The 16,535-nt window shown below is 69.4% G+C and carries 19 protein-coding genes and 2 pseudogenes; 13 read left to right on the top strand and 8 right to left on the bottom strand.

What is annotated here, in order from left to right:
* Nucleotides 1–156: pseudogene (locus tag ACGFYP_RS03790) on the bottom strand (nuclear transport factor 2 family protein); the annotation flags it as partial.
* A 176-nt stretch (nt 157–332) separates the two neighbouring features.
* A complete protein-coding gene (locus tag ACGFYP_RS03795) occupies nt 333–1,226 on the bottom strand; it encodes a LysR family transcriptional regulator (RefSeq protein ID WP_393486058.1) in 894 nt (297 codons plus the stop codon).
* A 161-nt stretch (nt 1,227–1,387) separates the two neighbouring features.
* Here ACGFYP_RS03795 and ACGFYP_RS03800 point away from each other — a divergent pair, with 161 nt between their 5' ends.
* The 6 genes and pseudogenes from ACGFYP_RS03800 (at nt 1,388) to ACGFYP_RS03825 (ending at nt 5,695) form a co-directional block, all read left to right on the top strand.
* Nucleotides 1,388–2,053, top strand: a complete 666-nt coding sequence (locus ACGFYP_RS03800) for a hemerythrin domain-containing protein (RefSeq protein ID WP_393486060.1) — start codon at nt 1,388–1,390, stop codon at nt 2,051–2,053.
* 56 nt (nt 2,054–2,109) lie between these two features.
* Nucleotides 2,110–2,454, top strand: coding sequence for a DoxX family protein (locus ACGFYP_RS03805; protein WP_393486062.1), 345 nt, complete (start codon nt 2,110–2,112; stop codon nt 2,452–2,454).
* Between the two features lie 85 nt (nt 2,455–2,539).
* Nucleotides 2,540–3,799 (top strand): SGNH/GDSL hydrolase family protein, encoded by a 1,260-nt coding sequence (locus ACGFYP_RS03810; protein WP_393486064.1) that lies wholly within the window; start codon nt 2,540–2,542, stop codon nt 3,797–3,799.
* A gap of 66 nt (nt 3,800–3,865) precedes the next feature.
* Nucleotides 3,866–4,654, top strand: coding sequence for an SAM-dependent methyltransferase (locus tag ACGFYP_RS03815; protein ID WP_393486066.1), 789 nt, complete (start codon nt 3,866–3,868; stop codon nt 4,652–4,654).
* Nucleotide 4,655: 1 nt separating this feature from the next.
* Nucleotides 4,656–4,888, top strand: a pseudogene (locus ACGFYP_RS03820) (IS256 family transposase); the annotation flags it as partial.
* A gap of 234 nt (nt 4,889–5,122) precedes the next feature.
* Nucleotides 5,123–5,695 (top strand): GNAT family N-acetyltransferase, encoded by a 573-nt coding sequence (locus ACGFYP_RS03825; RefSeq protein ID WP_393486068.1) that lies wholly within the window; start codon nt 5,123–5,125, stop codon nt 5,693–5,695.
* Nucleotides 5,696–5,934: 239 nt separating this feature from the next.
* On the opposite strand, the gene ACGFYP_RS03830 is transcribed toward ACGFYP_RS03825, so the two are convergent.
* From ACGFYP_RS03830 to ACGFYP_RS03840, 3 genes are all read right to left on the bottom strand, one after another.
* Nucleotides 5,935–6,309: a hypothetical protein gene (locus tag ACGFYP_RS03830; protein WP_393486070.1), complete on the bottom strand. Its 375-nt coding sequence runs from the start codon at nt 6,307–6,309 to the stop codon at nt 5,935–5,937.
* A gap of 188 nt (nt 6,310–6,497) precedes the next feature.
* Nucleotides 6,498–6,974: a hypothetical protein gene (locus tag ACGFYP_RS03835; RefSeq protein WP_393486072.1), complete on the bottom strand. Its 477-nt coding sequence runs from the start codon at nt 6,972–6,974 to the stop codon at nt 6,498–6,500.
* Between the two features lie 113 nt (nt 6,975–7,087).
* A complete protein-coding gene (locus ACGFYP_RS03840) occupies nt 7,088–7,465 on the bottom strand; it encodes a hypothetical protein (RefSeq protein WP_393486074.1) in 378 nt (125 codons plus the stop codon).
* Between the two features lie 774 nt (nt 7,466–8,239).
* Between ACGFYP_RS03840 and ACGFYP_RS03845 the strand changes: the two genes are divergently transcribed.
* Both ACGFYP_RS03845 and ACGFYP_RS03850 read left to right on the top strand, forming a co-directional pair.
* On the top strand, nt 8,240–9,544 hold the full coding sequence (locus tag ACGFYP_RS03845) for an AI-2E family transporter (protein WP_393486076.1): 1,305 nt from the start codon (nt 8,240–8,242) through the stop codon (nt 9,542–9,544).
* Nucleotides 9,545–9,885: 341 nt separating this feature from the next.
* Nucleotides 9,886–10,710: an alpha/beta fold hydrolase gene (locus ACGFYP_RS03850; RefSeq protein WP_393486078.1), complete on the top strand. Its 825-nt coding sequence runs from the start codon at nt 9,886–9,888 to the stop codon at nt 10,708–10,710.
* Between the two features lie 237 nt (nt 10,711–10,947).
* Here ACGFYP_RS03850 and ACGFYP_RS03855 read toward each other — a convergent pair whose 3' ends face one another.
* The gene (locus ACGFYP_RS03855) at nt 10,948–11,178 is read right to left on the bottom strand and encodes a DUF6479 family protein (RefSeq protein WP_393486080.1); all 231 of its coding nucleotides are present in this window, start codon (nt 11,176–11,178) and stop codon (nt 10,948–10,950) included.
* Nucleotides 11,179–11,310: 132 nt separating this feature from the next.
* Nucleotides 11,311–11,697 carry a hypothetical protein gene (locus tag ACGFYP_RS03860; RefSeq protein WP_393486082.1) on the bottom strand — a complete coding sequence of 129 codons (387 nt, stop codon included), beginning with the start codon at nt 11,695–11,697 and terminating at the stop codon, nt 11,311–11,313.
* A gap of 220 nt (nt 11,698–11,917) precedes the next feature.
* Between ACGFYP_RS03860 and ACGFYP_RS03865 the strand changes: the two genes are divergently transcribed.
* The 5 genes from ACGFYP_RS03865 (at nt 11,918) to ACGFYP_RS03885 (ending at nt 15,170) form a co-directional block, all read left to right on the top strand.
* On the top strand, nt 11,918–12,268 hold the full coding sequence (locus ACGFYP_RS03865; protein ID WP_393486084.1) for an SsgA family sporulation/cell division regulator: 351 nt from the start codon (nt 11,918–11,920) through the stop codon (nt 12,266–12,268).
* A gap of 498 nt (nt 12,269–12,766) precedes the next feature.
* On the top strand, nt 12,767–13,021 hold the full coding sequence (locus tag ACGFYP_RS03870; RefSeq protein WP_393486086.1) for a hypothetical protein: 255 nt from the start codon (nt 12,767–12,769) through the stop codon (nt 13,019–13,021).
* Nucleotides 13,022–13,077: 56 nt separating this feature from the next.
* On the top strand, nt 13,078–13,446 hold the full coding sequence (locus ACGFYP_RS03875) for a hypothetical protein (protein ID WP_393486088.1): 369 nt from the start codon (nt 13,078–13,080) through the stop codon (nt 13,444–13,446).
* Between the two features lie 82 nt (nt 13,447–13,528).
* Nucleotides 13,529–14,224 (top strand): DUF6766 family protein, encoded by a 696-nt coding sequence (locus ACGFYP_RS03880; RefSeq protein WP_393486090.1) that lies wholly within the window; start codon nt 13,529–13,531, stop codon nt 14,222–14,224.
* A 373-nt stretch (nt 14,225–14,597) separates the two neighbouring features.
* Complete coding sequence (locus ACGFYP_RS03885; RefSeq protein WP_393486092.1) at nt 14,598–15,170, top strand: type 1 glutamine amidotransferase domain-containing protein; 573 nt, start codon at nt 14,598–14,600, stop codon at nt 15,168–15,170.
* 106 nt (nt 15,171–15,276) lie between these two features.
* On the opposite strand, the gene ACGFYP_RS03890 is transcribed toward ACGFYP_RS03885, so the two are convergent.
* A complete protein-coding gene (locus ACGFYP_RS03890; protein WP_393486094.1) occupies nt 15,277–16,461 on the bottom strand; it encodes an alcohol dehydrogenase catalytic domain-containing protein in 1,185 nt (394 codons plus the stop codon).
* Nucleotides 16,462–16,535: the final 74 nt, after the last annotated feature.

The following is a 16,535-nucleotide window of genomic DNA, read 5'->3' on the forward strand; positions in this document are numbered from 1 at the left end:
GACCGCCGCGATTCCTTCGCTGCGACCCAACGGTCCCCAGAAGACCACGTCTGAGGTCAGGGCCTGGGAGAGCAGGGCAGTCACATAGCTGTCGTCCGAGGCGTTGAACGCGGAGATGAACGTGTCGATCGCGGAGCGTGCGGTCTCTTCCTGCATGCCCCAGTAATACCAGCCGTTTCGCGGGTGACCCCCGCCGGGCCCGAGGCACGCGGATGCCGTTCGTCACCTCGGTGAACAGTGGAGCGTCACCTCGCTGCCCAGCGGTGACGTGGCAGGCCAGCCTCGGCACCAAGAGCGGCCGCAGGACGCACTTCCCGGGGGACGAAGGCCCCTCACAGACGCGCCGTACCCACATCGCGCACCGTCTGGGCGAGGCCCCGGAGGAGGTCGTTCTCCGTCTCGGTGCGCCACACCAGGCCCCACCGCAGGGACCGTTCCTCATCGAAAGGCAGGTAGACGATGTCGGGGCGGGCGTTGTAGCGCGTGGCGTGTGCCCCGGTGAGGGTGACCATCCCGCCGTCGGCCACGATGGCGATGTTCTCCTCCCAGTTCGCCACGACCTCCAGGCGTGGGACCGCACGGCCCGCCGGGGTGAAGAAGGGCTGGAAGGCGTTCTCCCACGAAGCGGGCACGACCGTCGCCGGTGACAGCACCCCGAAGTCGGCGAGGTGCTCCAGAGACGCCGACTCCCTTCCGGCCAAAGGGTGGTGGACACCGACGCCGAGCACCTGCGGTTCGGAAAACACCACGGGGCCGGTGGTGAAGTCGGCCTCGTCGACCGGCAGCCAGGCGATCAGCACATCCACATCCCCTCGGCGTAGTGGTCCGAAGGGGTCTTGGGACGGGCTGTGGCGCAGCCGCAGTTCACAGTGGGGGTGGCGGGAACGGAAGGCCGACCAGAACGGCTTCAGGTCGTGGCCGTTGGTGTTCACCATGCCGACGCGGAGCACGGCGGTCACGCCCCGGGCGGCCATCCGGGCTCTCTGCAGACTGTGAAGCAGACCGGCGTAGACCGGCCTCAGATCATCCCGCAGTTGCTCCCCCAGTGGGGTCAGACGGATCCTGCGGCGGGTGGAGCGATCAAACAGGGAGCCGCCGATTCGGCGTTCCTGCTCCTTGATGGCCTGACTGACCCGGGCCTGGGACACGTGCAGCCGGACCGCGGTGCGCCCGAAGTGCAGTTCCTCGGTCAAGGTCAGGAAGATCTCGATGTCGCGTATTTCCACCGTGTCTCACGCCCCCCGTTCGTCTCTCCTGGTCCGTGCGACATAACCCGGAGGTGATCGGGACTATAAGCGATCCGATCTTGATCGGTACGACCGGTCTACGCGAGCCTGGAAACCGCCGGAAGACGCCCTGGCGGGACGCTCCAGGAGGGAAAGAAGCGATGAACGACACGGCTGTTCTCGACCTGACGGCGATATCCGCGATGCACGACGCGCTCCGGCGCGAACTGCAGCATCTCGCACGAGCCTCCAGTCGGCCCGGCCCCGATCCTTGCCACGCCCCTATCCGGTCACAGGGCTGGGCCCTGCTGAAGAAGGGGCTGCACGCCCACCACTCGGCCGAGGACGAGGCGTTGTGGCCGGTCCTGCGCGATGCTCTCGCGGGCCGGTCCGGCGACCTCGCCCTGCTTGAGGCGATGGAAGCCGAGCACGCCGCCCTCGACACGCTTGTCCGCGCTGTCGACGATGAGACAGCCGCTGCCCGGAACGGCTGCGGCAAGGGCGCGGAGCTGCTCGGGCCCGGCGAACTCGTCGACTCCCTCGTGACAGGCCTGGGTGGACACCTCCACCACGAAGAGACTGCTGCCCTCCCCCTGGCCCAGGAGGTCCTCACACCCGGCCAATGGGCCCGCTTCGACCGGGTGCACGCCGAGTGGATCGCAGCGGACGCGGCCGAGCTCCTGCCCTGGCTCCTCGACGGAGCCGACCCGTGGACGACCGCGGCGCTGGTCACACCCCTGCCCACGCCCGCACGACGCGCCTTCGAGCAGTACTGGCAGCCCGCCTACGCGGCCCTCGACCGGTGGAACACGCCGGTCTCGGCCTGACGCCTCGCTCACCCCTCGCAACCCTCACACTCACCGAACACCTTTGGAGTACCCGCATGTCCGCTACCGTCGTCGTCACCGTCCTGACCGCCGCCTGGGTCGGCTTCTCCGGCCTTTCCCTGCTGCGCAGAGCCCAGTTCGTCGTGGAACCCCTCGTCCAGTACGGGGTGCCCCGATCCTGGTGGACCCCGCTCGGGATGGCGAAGATCGCCGGAGCGGCCGGCCTGCTGATCGGGCTGGCGGTAAGGGTGATCGGGCTGCTTGCCGCAGCCGGCCTGGTGCTCTACTTCCTCGGCGCGGTCGTCACCGTGCTGCGGGCCCGCTCGTACAAGACCGTCGTGTTCCCCCTGCTCTACCTGGCTCCCGTCGCGGCCACCCTCGCCATGGGACTCACTGCCTGACCCCCCGGGCGACGCCGCTCAAACCGAGCCCGCCGCTGTGCCACATGCCGTCCTAGCCGGTCATCCACATCCGAAAGAGCCCACGATGCGCGCCTTTCCCCGACTGCCCCTGACTGCCGCCGCCCTGGCGACCCTCCTGATCGCCGCAACAGCCCCCGCGCACACGGCCACCGCCCCCTCTGGACCGCACCGCTGGACCGCCGGCTGGGCCACGGCCGTACAACGCCCCTCCCAGAGCTGGTACGCGACCTGGGCGGAGGCGGGCTTCGACGACCAGACCGTACGGCAGACCGTACGTGTCGGCGCGGACGGCTCCCACCTGCGCGTACGCCTGTCCCACGCCTTCGGCACGACCCCGCTCCACCTGACCGGCGCCACCGTCGGCATATCCGCCGGGGGCGCCGCCGTCCGTCCCGGAAGCGTCCGTGCGCTGACCTTCGGCGGATCCGTCTCCCCTTCCATCCGGCCCGGGGACCGGCCGGCCAGCGATCCGGTCAGGCTCCCGGTGAAGGCAGGTGACCGGCTCGCCATCACCCTCTTCTTCAAGGCTCCCTCGGGTCCGGCCACCTTCCACAACGTGGCGATGGAGACCGCGTACCGGGCCGATGGCGACCACCGCGCGGATGTGAGCGCGGACGCGTTCACGCAGGAGAGCTCGTCCTGGTACTTCCTCGAAGGCGTGGACGTGGCCGGGAAACCGGCAGGAGGGCGGCGGGACGCGGTCGTCGCCTTCGGCGACTCCCTCACCGACGGGGCAGCCTCGACCCCCGGAGCCGACAAACGCTATCCCGACCAGCTCTCCCGGCGGCTGTCGGCCGAGGGACGCCAGCGCCCGGTCCTCAACGCGGGCATCGGCGGCAACCGCGTGCTGAGCGACTCCGCGTGCTTCGGCGAGAAGGCCACCACCCGGTTCCGGCACGATGTCCTCGACCAGATCCGAGTGGGCACCGTCATCGTGCTGGAAGGCACCAACGACATCCTCATGGGCGAGACCGCCGCGAACCCCTGCACCACCCCGAACCGGCGCGTGACCGCAGCCGAGTTGATCGAGGGCCACCGCGCACTGATCCGCGCGGCGCGCGCCCGGGGGATCACAGTCATCGGCGCGACGCTCCCGCCCGGCAAGGGCCTGGAGAGCGGGACTCCCGCCGAGACCCGCGCCGCGCTCAACCAGTGGATCCGCACCAGCGGCGCGTACGACGCCGTCGTCGACTTCGACCGCATCCTCGCCGACCCCCTGAACCCCGAGCAGCTTCTCCCTGCGTACGCCAGCGGGGACGGTCTCCACCCCAACGACGCCGGGTACCGGGCGATGGCGGATGCCGTGGACCTGGACTCCCTGTAGAGCCCCTCACCGAGTCGCAGCACTCGCCGCACACCACCGACCCACCGACCAAAGGACACGACACCCGTGACCACACCGCCTCAGCACTACGACCGGCTGCTCGCCGCGCACTACACCTGGATGCTCGGCAGCGACATCCACGCGAACGCCCGGGGCCAAGCCGAACTCCTCCGAGGACTGGGAGTACAGCCCGAGGCCGACGGGGACGCGGCCATCGACCTCGGGTCCGGACCGGGCCCGCAGACCCTGGCCCTGGCGCACCTCGGCTTCTCCTCCGTCACCGCCGTGGACACCAGCCGGGCCCTGCTCGATGAACTGGCCGGGCACGCCAAGACCGCGGGCGTAGCGGACGCCGTACGCACCATGCACGCTGACCTCCTCGATGCCCTCCCCCGCGTGGCTGGACCCGCCACAGCGGCCGCGATCGTGTGCATGGGCGACACCCTGACCCACCTGCCCGGCCGCGCGGACGTCCGCGCCCTGCTGGAAGGCATCACGCACGCCTTACGCCCCGGCGGACACGTCGTCGTGACCTACCGCGACCTCACCGGGGAGCTCCGCGGTGAAGGCAGGTTCCTCCCCGTACGCTCCACCGAGGACCGGCTGCTCACCTGCTTCCTGGAATACGTAGACGACGACACCGTCATGGTCCACGACCTGCTCCACACCCGCACGGAGGGGGAATGGCACCTCCAGGTCGGCAGCTACCCCAAACTGCGGCTGGCCTCGGGCTGGCTGACCGACGAAGCCCTGCGCGCCGGCCTTGAGGTCCGGCACGCCGCCGCGGGCCCCCGGGGCATGCGGGTGCTCCACGCGGTGAAGCCCGCTGAAGGGCCGACAGCACCTCACGCGTAGTCGGCGGTTCTCCTCGCCAATCCTGTCGCCGTGGTGCCGCAGGTCCCCGAAGATCGCCGAGGTGTTGCCGCTGCTCTACCTGCACGGCCTGTTCACCGGCGACTTCGCGCCGGCCCTGGATCAATTCCTCGGCAGCTCCGCGGGACTCTCACCGGCGCCACCATCACCCGGCTCACCCAGCAGTGGCAGGCCGACCATGCCGCGTTCCAGGAGCACGACCTGTCCGGCACCGACTAAGTTCATGTCTGGGCCGACGGCGTCCACCTGGGGATCCGTCTGGAAGAGGCCAGGTGTCGGCGTTCGCGTGAAAGTACCAGCTCGGTACACGGCTACGTGCCCAGAGAACCGTACGTCGAAGAACCGAGGCCATCCTGTACTCAGTCGACTCTTGAGACGGGCACGACTGGCGGGGCCGCGGAGTCCGCAATCCCGTTGCCGACGGAAGCGGCCGCATACGATCCTCATCGCATGGACCTCCCACAGCAGGCGATCGAACTGGACGACCTGACGCTGCGCCGCTTCAACGGCGAGACAGACCTTCCGGAACTCCTCCGGGTCATTGAAGAGTCGTTGGAGCACCTGCGCCCGTGGATGGCCTGGGTCGCTGAACACAGCCCGGCCAAGACCGCCGGCTTCCTGGCCCGCCGCGCGGAGCGCTGGGCGAGTGGTGAGGAGTTCACCTACGTGATCGTGCTGAACGGCGCGATCGTCGGCGTCTGCTGGCTCCTCCGGCGCGACGAAACCCCGGACAGCGGCCGCGAGATCGGCTACTGGCTGCACCCCGCCGCCACCGGTCGCGGACTGGCCACCCGGGCCACCCGCGCTCTGGTCGCGCAAGCCTTCCGCCTCCCCGGCGTCGACTACGTCGAGGTCGTCCATGACACGGCCAACCGCGCCAGCGGCGCCGTCCCAGCCCGCCTCGGCTTCACCGAACACCTGCGTCGCCCCGCCGAGCGCCTCGCCCCGGCCGAGACCGGTGAGGATCAGATCTGGCGGCTGCCCCGCCATCAGGCGGACGACCTGGCCGCAGAGGCCTGTTGACCGACACAGGAGGGAGCTCCAGAACCGTGGCCGCGTGGCCGGTCCAGGCGATCGGGACGTCGGCGCGCTTGGAGATCCGGGTGACGGCGCGGGTGATGCTGTCGGGTGTCATGCTGCCGGTGACGTGGCCCCAGCGGTCGATGCCGACGAAGGCCGGCGTGGACGGTTCGGTCCAGCGCTCGCCGTGCTCGTCGACCAGGCGGTCCCGGTACGCGGTGTACGCGAGGACCGGACAGAGGTCAGGGTCCTCTGCATACCGGATCTTCGCGGTGCGCACCGAGTGCTGGTCTTGCCGTGAGGACGGCGATGACCAGGCCGCGCGGCTGCACGGTGACGTCGCCGACGAGCAGTCCGGCCGGGTCCTGGGCGCGGGCGGCGTAGTGGAAGCCGGTGAGCACCAGGGCCTTGTCGCGCAGACCGGCCAGGGTGTCGGGGCAGGAGCGGACGACGGCGCGCAGCCCCTCGACGTCGGCGCCGACCGCCTTCCCGCGGCCGCGCCGTTCGCCGTCCTGCAGCAGCTTCACGGTCAGGCCCTCGATGGCCTTGCGGGCCGCGGCCTGGTCGTCGCCGGACACCACGACGCCGCGATCGCGCAGTCCGACGACCGCGGCCATGGCCACGCGCTCCAGAGCCTGGTTCCAGATGGTCCGCCACGCTCCGCCGGCCGTCCTGGCAGACGCCCTTGGCGTGAACCCTCAGACGGCGATGCGCTACGCCGAACGAGCCGGAACGGATTACCTGGGCTACGCGACCCTGCGAAGCCTCCGAGGACCCGAAGACGGTTGAGGCGAGCGCCTGAAGATCAGGTCGTGGCCCAGGCTTCAGCACGCCAGCCGGGCAGTTCCTTGTCCAGCCACTCCTCGACGGTCCTCCGCCAGGGATCCGAGGTATCGCTGTCGGCGACATCCGCCCAGGCGTCCTCCGCCGTGTCGGGGTCGATGAACAGGCTGTCGAGGTAGGCGTCGAAGTCGTCAGCCACCTTCGTGAAGACATGGCTGCCCAGATATCCGGGGTGGGGAATGGCGTGGATGAATCCATGGAGCTGGCCATGAGTGGCCGGGTTCAGGTCCAGGAAGAGGGTGTCGCTGCCGCCGTTGCGAGCGATGGGCAGTAGACCAGTCAGGGAGACGCTCTCGGCGAGCCACCCGATCTCGCGGGCAATCCGCACGGCCGTGGCCGTGGAGTCGGCCTGGCCGGTGAAGACGTGCCAGCCCCGCTCGCCGGGGCAACTGGTGTTCCGTATCGGGACGTCGACTTCGAAGTTGGGCAGCGGGGTCATGGGCGATGCGCCTCCTTCCGGGGTGCCGGGCTTGGCCGTGAGCGGCCACCGCGACCGACCCGGCTCCGACCGGTGGGTTCGGAGCCGGGTCTGCACGGAGTGCTCTCACGGGGTCAGTGGCTGCGGCGCTCGTCGACTTCCCCGGCGGTCTGGACCATCCGCGCGGCGAGCGAGGCGATCCGCTTCGCATCGGCGGCGAGGGGCTCGCGCCGGATGAGGCCGGCCGCGAAGTCCCGCGTACGCTCGACGAGCTCGCTCGCCTGGTCGGCGAGGACCTCCTCGATGGCGACGTGGTCGCCGGTCTCGGGGAGCTGGTCCAGGAGCTGGGTGAGGGTGGCGGTCATGACGGCGCTCGCGTTGGCGAGGTCGCCACAGGACAGCCAGTGCTCCAAGTCTTCGAAGCCGGAGAGCAGCCGGACGCGCGCAGGTTCCGTACGGGTGCAGTGAGTAGGAGGGCCCAGCGGGAAGGGCGCCGCGACGGGGCAGGACACGACGAGCTGGAGCCGTGCGTCCGAGCGGAGGCATGGTCGGCCGCACGGGCACGGATGACGGCGGCGGGGCTGGGGCGGCATGTCGGGCCCCAGCAGAGCCCGAACCACTCCTGGTGTGCTCGGTGGGAACACAGACCCACGGCCTCGCTGATGTGGGTGTGATGTTGACGCCAGCTCCTCGACGATTCCTCTCCCGAGGTGACGAGTGACGACCGCAGAGCCGGGCAGTCGCAGCCTGAAACGGACTGCAACGAGCGAGGAGACGATCGATGCAGAGCAGCAAGGAGAACGACCCCGAGCCGGAGCTTCCGGACCGCGTTCCGGAGAGTTCCGATGCTGTTACACCGGACCTGCCTGCTGCCGGCCCCGGCGCTCCAGACATCCCGGCCCCGGAAGCCGACGGGCCCCGGGCCGACGGCCCTGACGAGAACGATGGAGAACCCAACGCCAGGGAACAGCACAGGGGGGCGGCTCCGGCCGCCGGACCGGGTACCCCCGCACCCCAGGAGCCCACCGACTAGCGAACCGGCGTGCACTGCCGCGGGTGCTGCGGTACAGACCTCCGGTCCCCGGCCCACGAGCGGCCTCGTCGCCAGGTAGGTCAACCCGTCTGTCTCCGGGCGGGGAACAACGCCCGCAAACCGCGCACAGTAGATGAGCGGTCATGCCACCAGAGGCGGCTGCCCCGGGATCAGGCGCCCGAAATGCCGGTGGGCGGAGTACGCGCCAGCCTGGGAGGAGTTCTGCTGCATCGACGACTCGGAGGGCTTCCGCGTGGACCGACCTCGACAGCCCGGCCCGCACGGATGGCTCGGACATGTGAAGCAGAGTGCCGCCGCCTTCGGCGAGCGTCGGGCTCGACTCCGGGCCCAACGGGAAGTCGAGGAGGACAGAGAGTGGGACAACTCGCTTCCTCCGGAGTTGCGACGCGGTGAGGGGCCCGGAGCGCGGGGCCCGGCGTCTTCGGTTCCCTGGGGAGTTCGGGTGGCGGCGGAGGCCGGTTGGCGCTTCCTGGTGCTCGCCGCCGCGCTCTGGGTGCTGATGCGGGTCATCGGGGCGGTACGGCTGGTCGTGCTCGCCTTCGTGGTGGCCCTTCTGGTCACGGCGCTGCTCCAGCCGACCGTTGCCCGCCTGCACCGAAGCGGACTCTCCCGTGGTGCGGCGACTGCTCTGACGGCGATCTGCGGCTTCGTGCTGCTCGGGCTGGTCGGATGGTTCGTTGTCTGGCAGGTGCTCGACAACCTGGGCAACCTCTCCGAACGCGTTCAGGAGGGCATCGACGAATTCAAGCAATGGTTGATCGACAGCCCGCTGCACGTCACGGAGAAACAGATCAACGACATCGCCGAAAGCCTGAGCGACAGCATCGGCAACAGTGCGAGTGAGATCACGTCCGCCGGCCTCCAAGGTGTGACAGTGCTGGTCGAGGTGATCACAGGACTGTTGCTGGCCATGTTCGCCACCCTGTTCCTGCTCTACGACGGCAAGCACATCTGGCTGTGGTCACTCAAGCTGGTCCCCGCCGCGGCTCGGCCTGGGGTCGCCGGCGCAGGACCGCGCGCCTGGCGGACCCTTACTGCCTACGTACGGGGCACCATGATCGTCGCGATGATCGACGCGGTCTTCATCGGCGTGGGAATCCACCTTCTCGGTGTACCGCTTGCCGTCCCCATCGGTGTGGTGATCTTCCTGTCCTCCTTCGTGCCCCTCGTCGGCGCCGTCGTCTCCGGAGCACTGGCCGTGGTCGTCGCGCTCGTCACCGAGGGCGTCTTTACCGCGCTGATGGCGTTGATGGTCGTCCTCGTGGTGCAGCAGATCGAAGGACATGTACTGCAGCCGTTCATCCTGGGCCGGGCCGTACGGGTCCACCCGCTGGCCGTTGTCCTCGCCGTCGCCACCGGCGGCACGGTCGCGGGGATCGGCGGGGCCGTCGTCGCGGTCCCGCTTGTCGCCGTGGGCAACACCGTGGTCGGGTACCTCCGCGCGCATCCCGCCGGGAGCGTGACGGACACGGCGGATTCACAAGTGCCCCCGAGCGGGGAGCGGGCGGCGGACACCGACGAGGGCACGGGCCGGTGACCACGAGAGGGCGGGTTCACTCCCTGTTCCTTGCCGGCCCATGACTGTGCGTGGGCCCCGGACCCTCCTGTGAACACGGGTGACCCGAATCCGGCGGCCGCACCGACCGCCCCGCGTCCCGGCACCGCCGGCCTGCTCCGGTCGGGTCACCAGTAGTGGCGTCGGCCTCCGACCGCGTGTCCGACGGATCCGAGGATCCAGACGAGTTCGGGAGGCGTCCAGAACCACGGAAGGGTGACGTCGATGGGTTCGGGAGGCAGTGGACACCTGCTGCAAGGGCGGCATCGGCCATGCTCTTGGTGAGAGAGCTGGTCGTGCGTGCCGCAGAGCGGAGACCAAGGGTGAACTGGACACTCGGCGAGGAATTCGAGACGCCTGAGGGGACGGTGCGTTGGCGGGTCCTCGGCAGCGGGGACCCGGTCGTGCTTGTGCATGGCACCCCGTATTCCTCCTTTCTGTGGCGGGACATCGCTCCAGCGCTCGCTCGCACCCGCACGGTCTTCGTCTTCGACCACCTCGGCTTCGGCCAGTCGGACCAGCGCGAGGGTCAGGACCTCAGCCTGGCGGCTCATGCGAGGAACTTCGCCCGGCTCCTCGACCACTGGGAGCTGTCCTGTCCCAGCGTCGTCGCCCACGACATCGGCGGAGCCGTGGTCCTCCGGACGCTGCTGCTGGAGGGCAGAAGCTACCGGGATCTGACCCTCTTTGACGCGGTGAGCGGCGGTGAGTGGGAGCGAGGGCTGTTCCAGCTCATCCTGGAGCACGCGGATGTCTTCCAGCAGCTCCCGGACTACGCTCACGAAGCACTGGTCGCCAGCCATATGCGGCACGCGACGCACGTCGGCTTCCGGCCGGCAGTCCTCGACACCTTGCTCGCACCGTGGCGGGGGGCTGCGGGGCAGGCCGCGTTCTACCGTCAGTACAGCCAGATCAGGCAGGCGGACACCGCCGCGTACGAGGAACTGCTGGGCGGGATGTCGCTTCCGGTACGCCTGATCTGGGGTCGAGAGGACCGCATCCTCCCTCCGGAGTACGCCAGCTGGCTGCACGCGCGCGTTCCGCACGCCGAAATGCACTGGATCGAGGGGGCGGGCCACCTCCTCCAGGAAGACGCGCCGGGGCAGCTGTCGGCCCACCTCACCACCGGGTTCTCCTCGGACAGGTAAGAAGGGGCCGCGGAAGCGTGGGGTTCCTGCTCGCCCCGGTCGCCGAATATTCTTCCGCGCCCCGGTAGCCGACCCGACGGACATCCTCTGTCTCAGCGACGTCACCCGCTTCTCGCCCGGTCATCGGGCCTGAGAGCTGACGCGAGGGGAGCAACCCACGGGATCTCTGCCGGGCGGCAGGCAGGGGCGGCTCCTGCGTCGTCCTTGCGACGCGTCGGCGGGGCCGCCCGACAGGGATCAGGACCGTGGGGCCCGATGCTCCGGGTCGTCGGGAGTCTCCCAGGAATTCTGGCGGGCGCGCGCCGCGGGGTTCTGGTCCACGGGGCGCGCGCCCGGGTCTTTGCGGGCCGCCACACGCCTGCTGCCGTACCAGATGGCCGCCACCAGGAGGGCGGCCACGGCCACGCCAACCACGATCAGGAGGAGCGACGACGAACCGGCGGCCGCGAGCGGCAAGGAAGTGATCATGTGCTGCGACTACCCCCTATCGCCTCAGGCACACGGGACCGGACGACCAAGTCGGCAGGCCGCGACACTGCGCCGGCTCTCCATCAGGTCTCTGTCCGTGTCGTAACCCGTGCGACCATGGGGTTCCGCTGCTCAGATCCTGCCCCCGGTGAGCCGGGAGATCGGGCCACGGCGGCGCAGGCCGGCGCGGCGCCCCAGGGCATACGCCCCAGTGGCGAGCGCGACCGTACTCGCCACCGTCCCGCCCGCGATGCCCTTGCGGGCGCGCAGGGTGGCCCAGAGCCAGCCTCCGGGGCCCACGACCCCCTGTATCGCCTGGGTGGCGGCCAGTGCCTTCTCGGCCATCGGGGCGGGCAGTGCGGTCAGCCTGGCGGTGGTCTCGACGGTGGCGTCCGACACGGCCTTCACGGCGGCGCCGGATCCACGGGCGACTCGCTCTCGGGTGCCGGAGCCGTTCGAGTCGACACGCGAGCCACCGCTGTGGGCATTGCCGTTGTTGCTCTTCTCGGAAGCACTCATGCTTCTCGTCTGTTCCCCCTCTGTTATGTCAAACCCGTTCAGAGCAGATTTCCCGGAGGGCCCGGGCGTGGTCACGGCGTCCTCCTCGGTCGGTCGCTCGAGGGAAGTGGTGACGATGTCCGGGCCAGAACGACGGAAGGCGCAGGCCGGGGATGGCAGGCCCCAGGTTCGCCTGTGGTGCACGACGGTCCGTCAGATCCACGAGGGAATCGATCTGCTCGTGGAGGCTACATTCGGCTACGACCCGTACGATCCCTGGGCGGTGCGGGCGTGCTTCCGTGAACCGCTGGGGCGGTTGGTCGCGTGGGACCTCTCGCGTGAACTCCTGCGTTCCGGAACGTACGCGCTCAGCGGTGAGGGCGAAGTCCGACTGTGGCCACTGAGGTCGGGCGGCCGGCACGAGTACGTTCGGATGCGGCTCGGCCGGGACGGGGCGTGCGCCCTCGTCGACGTCGACCGCGCGGACCTGCGGAGCTGGTTGCGGGAGACGTACGCCGTCGTCCCGGACGGCTACGAGGCGGACCGGATCGACTGGAAGACCGAGAGGGCGCGGCTCTTCACCGAGGAGTGAAGCGCCACTGAGCCGACAGGCTCTCGGGGAGTGCATCGGGTTGGCACAGTGTGGAGAGACTGTTGCCGATCGGTCGTGCAGTCCGGCTTGGTGCGAACCGAGTCGGGAATTGGGAGAACCGCCGCCGGCCCCGCCGCGTCATCCATCTCCAGCTGACCCGCCGCCCGCAGTTCTGCCAGAAGGACCAAATGCACGCTGGGCCCACAGAGCTGCCTCGGTCCAGTCCCGAAGTGGCAGCCAGGCTGTCACTCTGCTGCAGCCGTTCAGCGCTCTCCTCAGGCCCAGCCGGAAGCTCGTGGTGCTGATCAGGGAGTCCTGGCAGGGGCGTTGATCAGCGGGGCCTCGGGTCCGCCGACGCTGTGATGAGGTACTCGATGAGGCGAGGAAATGCAGCCATTCGGCCTTGGGCCCCGTCCCCTGGCGGTCGACGAAGGGTATGAGTGGATCGCGGTGCCTCCATGGTTCGGCACCTGTCCGTACCGGGACGGAGGAATCCCCTTGGATGCGATCGTGCTGTTGCGTCAGGACCACAAGACGGTGGAGAAGCTGTTCAAGCGGTTCGAGACGACCGGGGACGACGATCACAAGGACCGCCGGGGCATCGTTGACATGGTGATCGAGGAATTGACGGTGCATGCCTGGGTCGAGGAGCGGATCCATCCGGCGGCTCGCGAGGTCGAACTCGGCGAGCAGCTGCAGGCTGCGAAGAGTGACGCGCCCCGCGACCCCCTCCATGTGCCGAGCGCCGAGTGATGTGGTTCTCGCGGTGGATCGGGTCGGGGCCACTGCTGTTCGGCGCCGGGGCCGCCATGGTCGTGTTGTCCGGGTGTGGTGCTCCTGCGGCCCGCCTCGATGGTGCCGCCTCGGCCGGCCGGCAATTCGAAAGTGCGCTTGCCGCAGGCGACTACACCCAGGCCTGCGGGCTGCTGGCGCCCGAAAGCCGTCAGCAACTGGAGGAGGGCGAGAAGCAGCCGTGCGAGCGGGCGTTGAGATCGCAGGACCTGACGCGAGGAGGGAGCGTGGGCAACGTAGAGGTCTACGGCAGACAGGCCCTGGTGAGTCTCGGTGACGAGACGTTGTTCCTGTCGCAGTTCGCCGATGGGTGGAAGGTCACCGCTGCGGGATGCATCGAGGAGCCGGGCGACATGCCGTACCGGTGCGCGGTGAAGGGAGGCTGAGGATGAGAGCTCTGTTCGCCGTCTGTGTCCTGACCATCGTGGGATGCCTCGGCTACTTCATCGCGATCGGGGCGATGCACCGGTGACCGCCGATCGCGGCCGGACGGCCGGCTTCTGGCGCGAGAACAGCCTCACCCTCGCTTTCGGTACGGCGTTCCTGGTGGTCCTGGCCGCCCAGGCGGTCGCGGGGCGGGCAGAGTTCAACGAGCAGCTCGCCGTCGAGGGGCTGCAGCAGATCGGGTTCGGGGACTACCTGATGACCTCGGATTTCGCCGTCGACGTCACCGAGAACTGGCAGTCGGAGTTCCTTCAGTTCTTCCTCTACATCTTCGGCACCGTCTATCTTCTGCAGCGAGGTTCTCCGGAGTCCAAGCAGCTGCACAAGGCCGGGACGGAGACCGACCGCGAGCAGCGGATGGGCGACCACGCGCAATCGGACTCGCCCCAGTGGGCCGGGACGAAGGACTGGCGCCAAGCCGTCTATTCCAGGTCGCTCGGTCTGATCATGGCCGGCTTCTTCTTCCTTTCGTGGCTGGCCCAGTCCATCTCAGGTGTGTCCGCGTTCAACGAACTGCGGTTGCGGCAGCTGCAGGAGCCCGTCAGCTGGGGTTCCTACCTTGCCTCGGCCGACTTCTGGAACCGCTCGCTGCAGAACTGGCAGTCCGAACTGCTGGCCGTGGCGGCCATGGCCATTCTCTCCGTCTACCTGCGCCAGCGCGGCTCACCCGAATCCAAGCCCGTCGGCGCCACCCACACCGCCACCGGCGTCGAAGGCTGACACCACGGCGATGAACGCGCTGTTCTCCCTGTCGGCGGGGTCGGGGGCAATGCCTGGGTATGGCACTCCTCGAACGACCACGCCCGCGCTCGACGACCGCCGCGTGCAGGCCGGGCGAGACCATGCGCGTCCGACCCGCTCGTGATCGGCATGCGGCCGAGCCCGTCGACCACAGCGCTGAGCCTGCCCTGTCTCTGACGCCGACTGACGAATGACGCCTTCCCCGACGGTTCGACCCTGAATATCGACTGTCCGCCGAATGGGCGGGCGAGTCACGGCGAGCAGTACGCGCCGGGACCCTGCCGCGTTTGGGCCTCAGCTGGGCGGTGAGACGCAAGGTGGTCACATTGCCCACCGCGGAGAGGAGCGGACCGTGTCCCTCGACGGAAAGAGCGTTCTCGTCCTCACGACAAACTACGGGACAGAGCAGGTCGAGCTGCAGAAGCCCGTCGCGGCACTCCGAAGGGCAGGCGCCCATGTCGTCGTCGCCGCCCAGAAGAGCGAGCCTGTTCAGACCCTCGTCTCGGATCGACGACCGGGAGAGACCGTCCGCCCGGATCAGAGCTTCGCGGAGACCACGGAAGAGGGTTTCGACGCCGTGGTGGTGCCGGGCGGCACCGTGAACGCCGATCACTTGCGGACCGACGAGGCCGCGCAACGGCTCGTGTCCGGGTTCGCCGCGTCCGGGAAGCCGGTGGCCGCCATCTGCCACGGGCCGTGGCTGCTGGTGGAGAGCGGACTGGCCCGGGACCGCGAGCTGACCTCGTACCCGTCCCTGCGCACCGACCTCACGAACGCGGGCGGAACCTGGCGGGACCAGGAAGTCGTCGTGGACACCTCCGGCGGCTACCCCCTGATCACGTCCCGCAAGCCGGACGACGTGGACGCCTTCTCAGAGGCGATCGTGCGCGCCCTCACCGGAGCCGGGGCGGAGGCCGAGAGCTGAGGCCCACGGTTGGTCTGGGCCCCGCGCTGGGCAGCGCGGGGCCCAGACCTCCCGTCCAGCCGCCGGACATCCCGGGCGATGGCGATCAGAAGCAGGGCAGCGTCGTTCAAGGGCGGAGAAGCGTCTTGATCATGCCGTCCTCCTTCGCCTGGAACATCGCGTATGCGCGCGGTCCTTCCTCGAGGGGCATGACGTGCGTGGCGAAGCCCTCCACTCCGAGGGGATCGCTTTCGTCGAGCAGGGGCAGAATCTCGTCCACCCACGCCCGGACATTGGCCTGGCCCATCCTCAGCTGAATCTGCTTGTCGAACATGGTCAGCAGAGGCATGGGATCCGCAGCTCCTCCGTAGACGCCGGAGACGGACACCGTTCCGCCGCGCCGGACCAGTTCGATCGCGGTGTGCAGAGCGGCCAGGCGGTCGACTCCGGCCCGTTCCATGAGGGGGCGGGCGAGGGGGTCCGGCAGCAATGCCGTGATCCGTTGCGCGGCCGCGGCCAGCGGCGCTCCGTGGGCTTCCATCCCCACCGCGTCGATGACCGAGTCCGTACCCCGGCCGTCCGTCAGGTCCCTCACCGCGGTGGCGAGTTTCTTGCCGTGCTCGGTGAGGTCCAGGGTATGGACGCCGGCTGCCCGCGCCCGCTCAAGTCGGGCGGGGACGAGATCGACGCCCACCACGAGCCGGGCCCCTCGGTGCAGGGCGATGCGGGCGGACATCTGCCCGATGGGGCCCAGCCCGAGCACCGTGAGAGAACCGCCCGGGGGCACGTCGGCGTACTCGACAGCCTGCCAAGCTGTCGGCAGTACGTCGGACAGGTAGACGAACCGCTCGTCGGGCGGCCCCTTCGGCACCTTCACGGGCAGCGTGTCGCCGAAGGGCACGCGCAGGTATTCGGCCTGGCCGCCCGGCACCTGCCCGTACAACTTCGTGTAGCCGAACAGCGAGGCTCCCTTGTCGTACTCGCGCACCTGCGTGGTCTCGCATTGCGAGTGGAGGCCCTGGTCGCACATGAAGCACCGTCCGCAGGACAGGTTGAACGGGACGACGACCCTGTCGCCCGTGGACAGGATGGACACCTCTGGTCCCACCGCCTCGACCAGGCCCATCGCCTCGTGCCCGAGAATGTCGCCGGGCTCCAGATAGGCACCCAGCAAGTTGTAAAGGTGCAGGTCGGAGCCGCAGATACCGGTCGAGGTCACCCTGACCACGACGTCCGAGGGGTCCTGGATCGCGGGATCGGCCACCGACTCCACCCGGACATCCCTGGTCCCCTGCCACGTCAGTGCGCGCATGACCCTGCCTCCTCGTTGATCGGTTCCGACAGCGCGCGTGCCCGGGGCATCCGGTGGAAAACCTGAGTAAGTGG

Source organism: Streptomyces sp. NPDC048370 (assembly GCF_043200825.1).
Classification (GTDB): domain Bacteria; phylum Actinomycetota; class Actinomycetes; order Streptomycetales; family Streptomycetaceae; genus Streptomyces.

What these genes read in the sequence shown, in the direction of transcription:
- ACGFYP_RS03800 (WP_393486060.1), top strand. Translation starts at nt 1,388, where the DNA reads ATGAACGACACGGCTGTTCTCGACCTGACGGCGATATCCGCGATGCAC.
- ACGFYP_RS03805 (WP_393486062.1), top strand. Translation starts at nt 2,110, where the DNA reads ATGTCCGCTACCGTCGTCGTCACCGTCCTGACCGCCGCCTGGGTCGGC.
- ACGFYP_RS03810 (WP_393486064.1), top strand. Translation starts at nt 2,540, where the DNA reads ATGCGCGCCTTTCCCCGACTGCCCCTGACTGCCGCCGCCCTGGCGACC.
- ACGFYP_RS03825 (WP_393486068.1), top strand. Translation starts at nt 5,123, where the DNA reads ATGGACCTCCCACAGCAGGCGATCGAACTGGACGACCTGACGCTGCGC.
- ACGFYP_RS03830 (WP_393486070.1), bottom strand. Translation starts at nt 6,309, where the DNA reads ATGGCCGCGGTCGTCGGACTGCGCGATCGCGGCGTCGTGGTGTCCGGC.
- ACGFYP_RS03835 (WP_393486072.1), bottom strand. Translation starts at nt 6,974, where the DNA reads ATGACCCCGCTGCCCAACTTCGAAGTCGACGTCCCGATACGGAACACC.
- ACGFYP_RS03855 (WP_393486080.1), bottom strand. Translation starts at nt 11,178, where the DNA reads ATGATCACTTCCTTGCCGCTCGCGGCCGCCGGTTCGTCGTCGCTCCTC.
- ACGFYP_RS03860 (WP_393486082.1), bottom strand. Translation starts at nt 11,697, where the DNA reads ATGAGTGCTTCCGAGAAGAGCAACAACGGCAATGCCCACAGCGGTGGC.
- ACGFYP_RS03875 (WP_393486088.1), top strand. Translation starts at nt 13,078, where the DNA reads ATGGTCGTGTTGTCCGGGTGTGGTGCTCCTGCGGCCCGCCTCGATGGT.
- ACGFYP_RS03890 (WP_393486094.1), bottom strand. Translation starts at nt 16,461, where the DNA reads ATGCGCGCACTGACGTGGCAGGGGACCAGGGATGTCCGGGTGGAGTCG.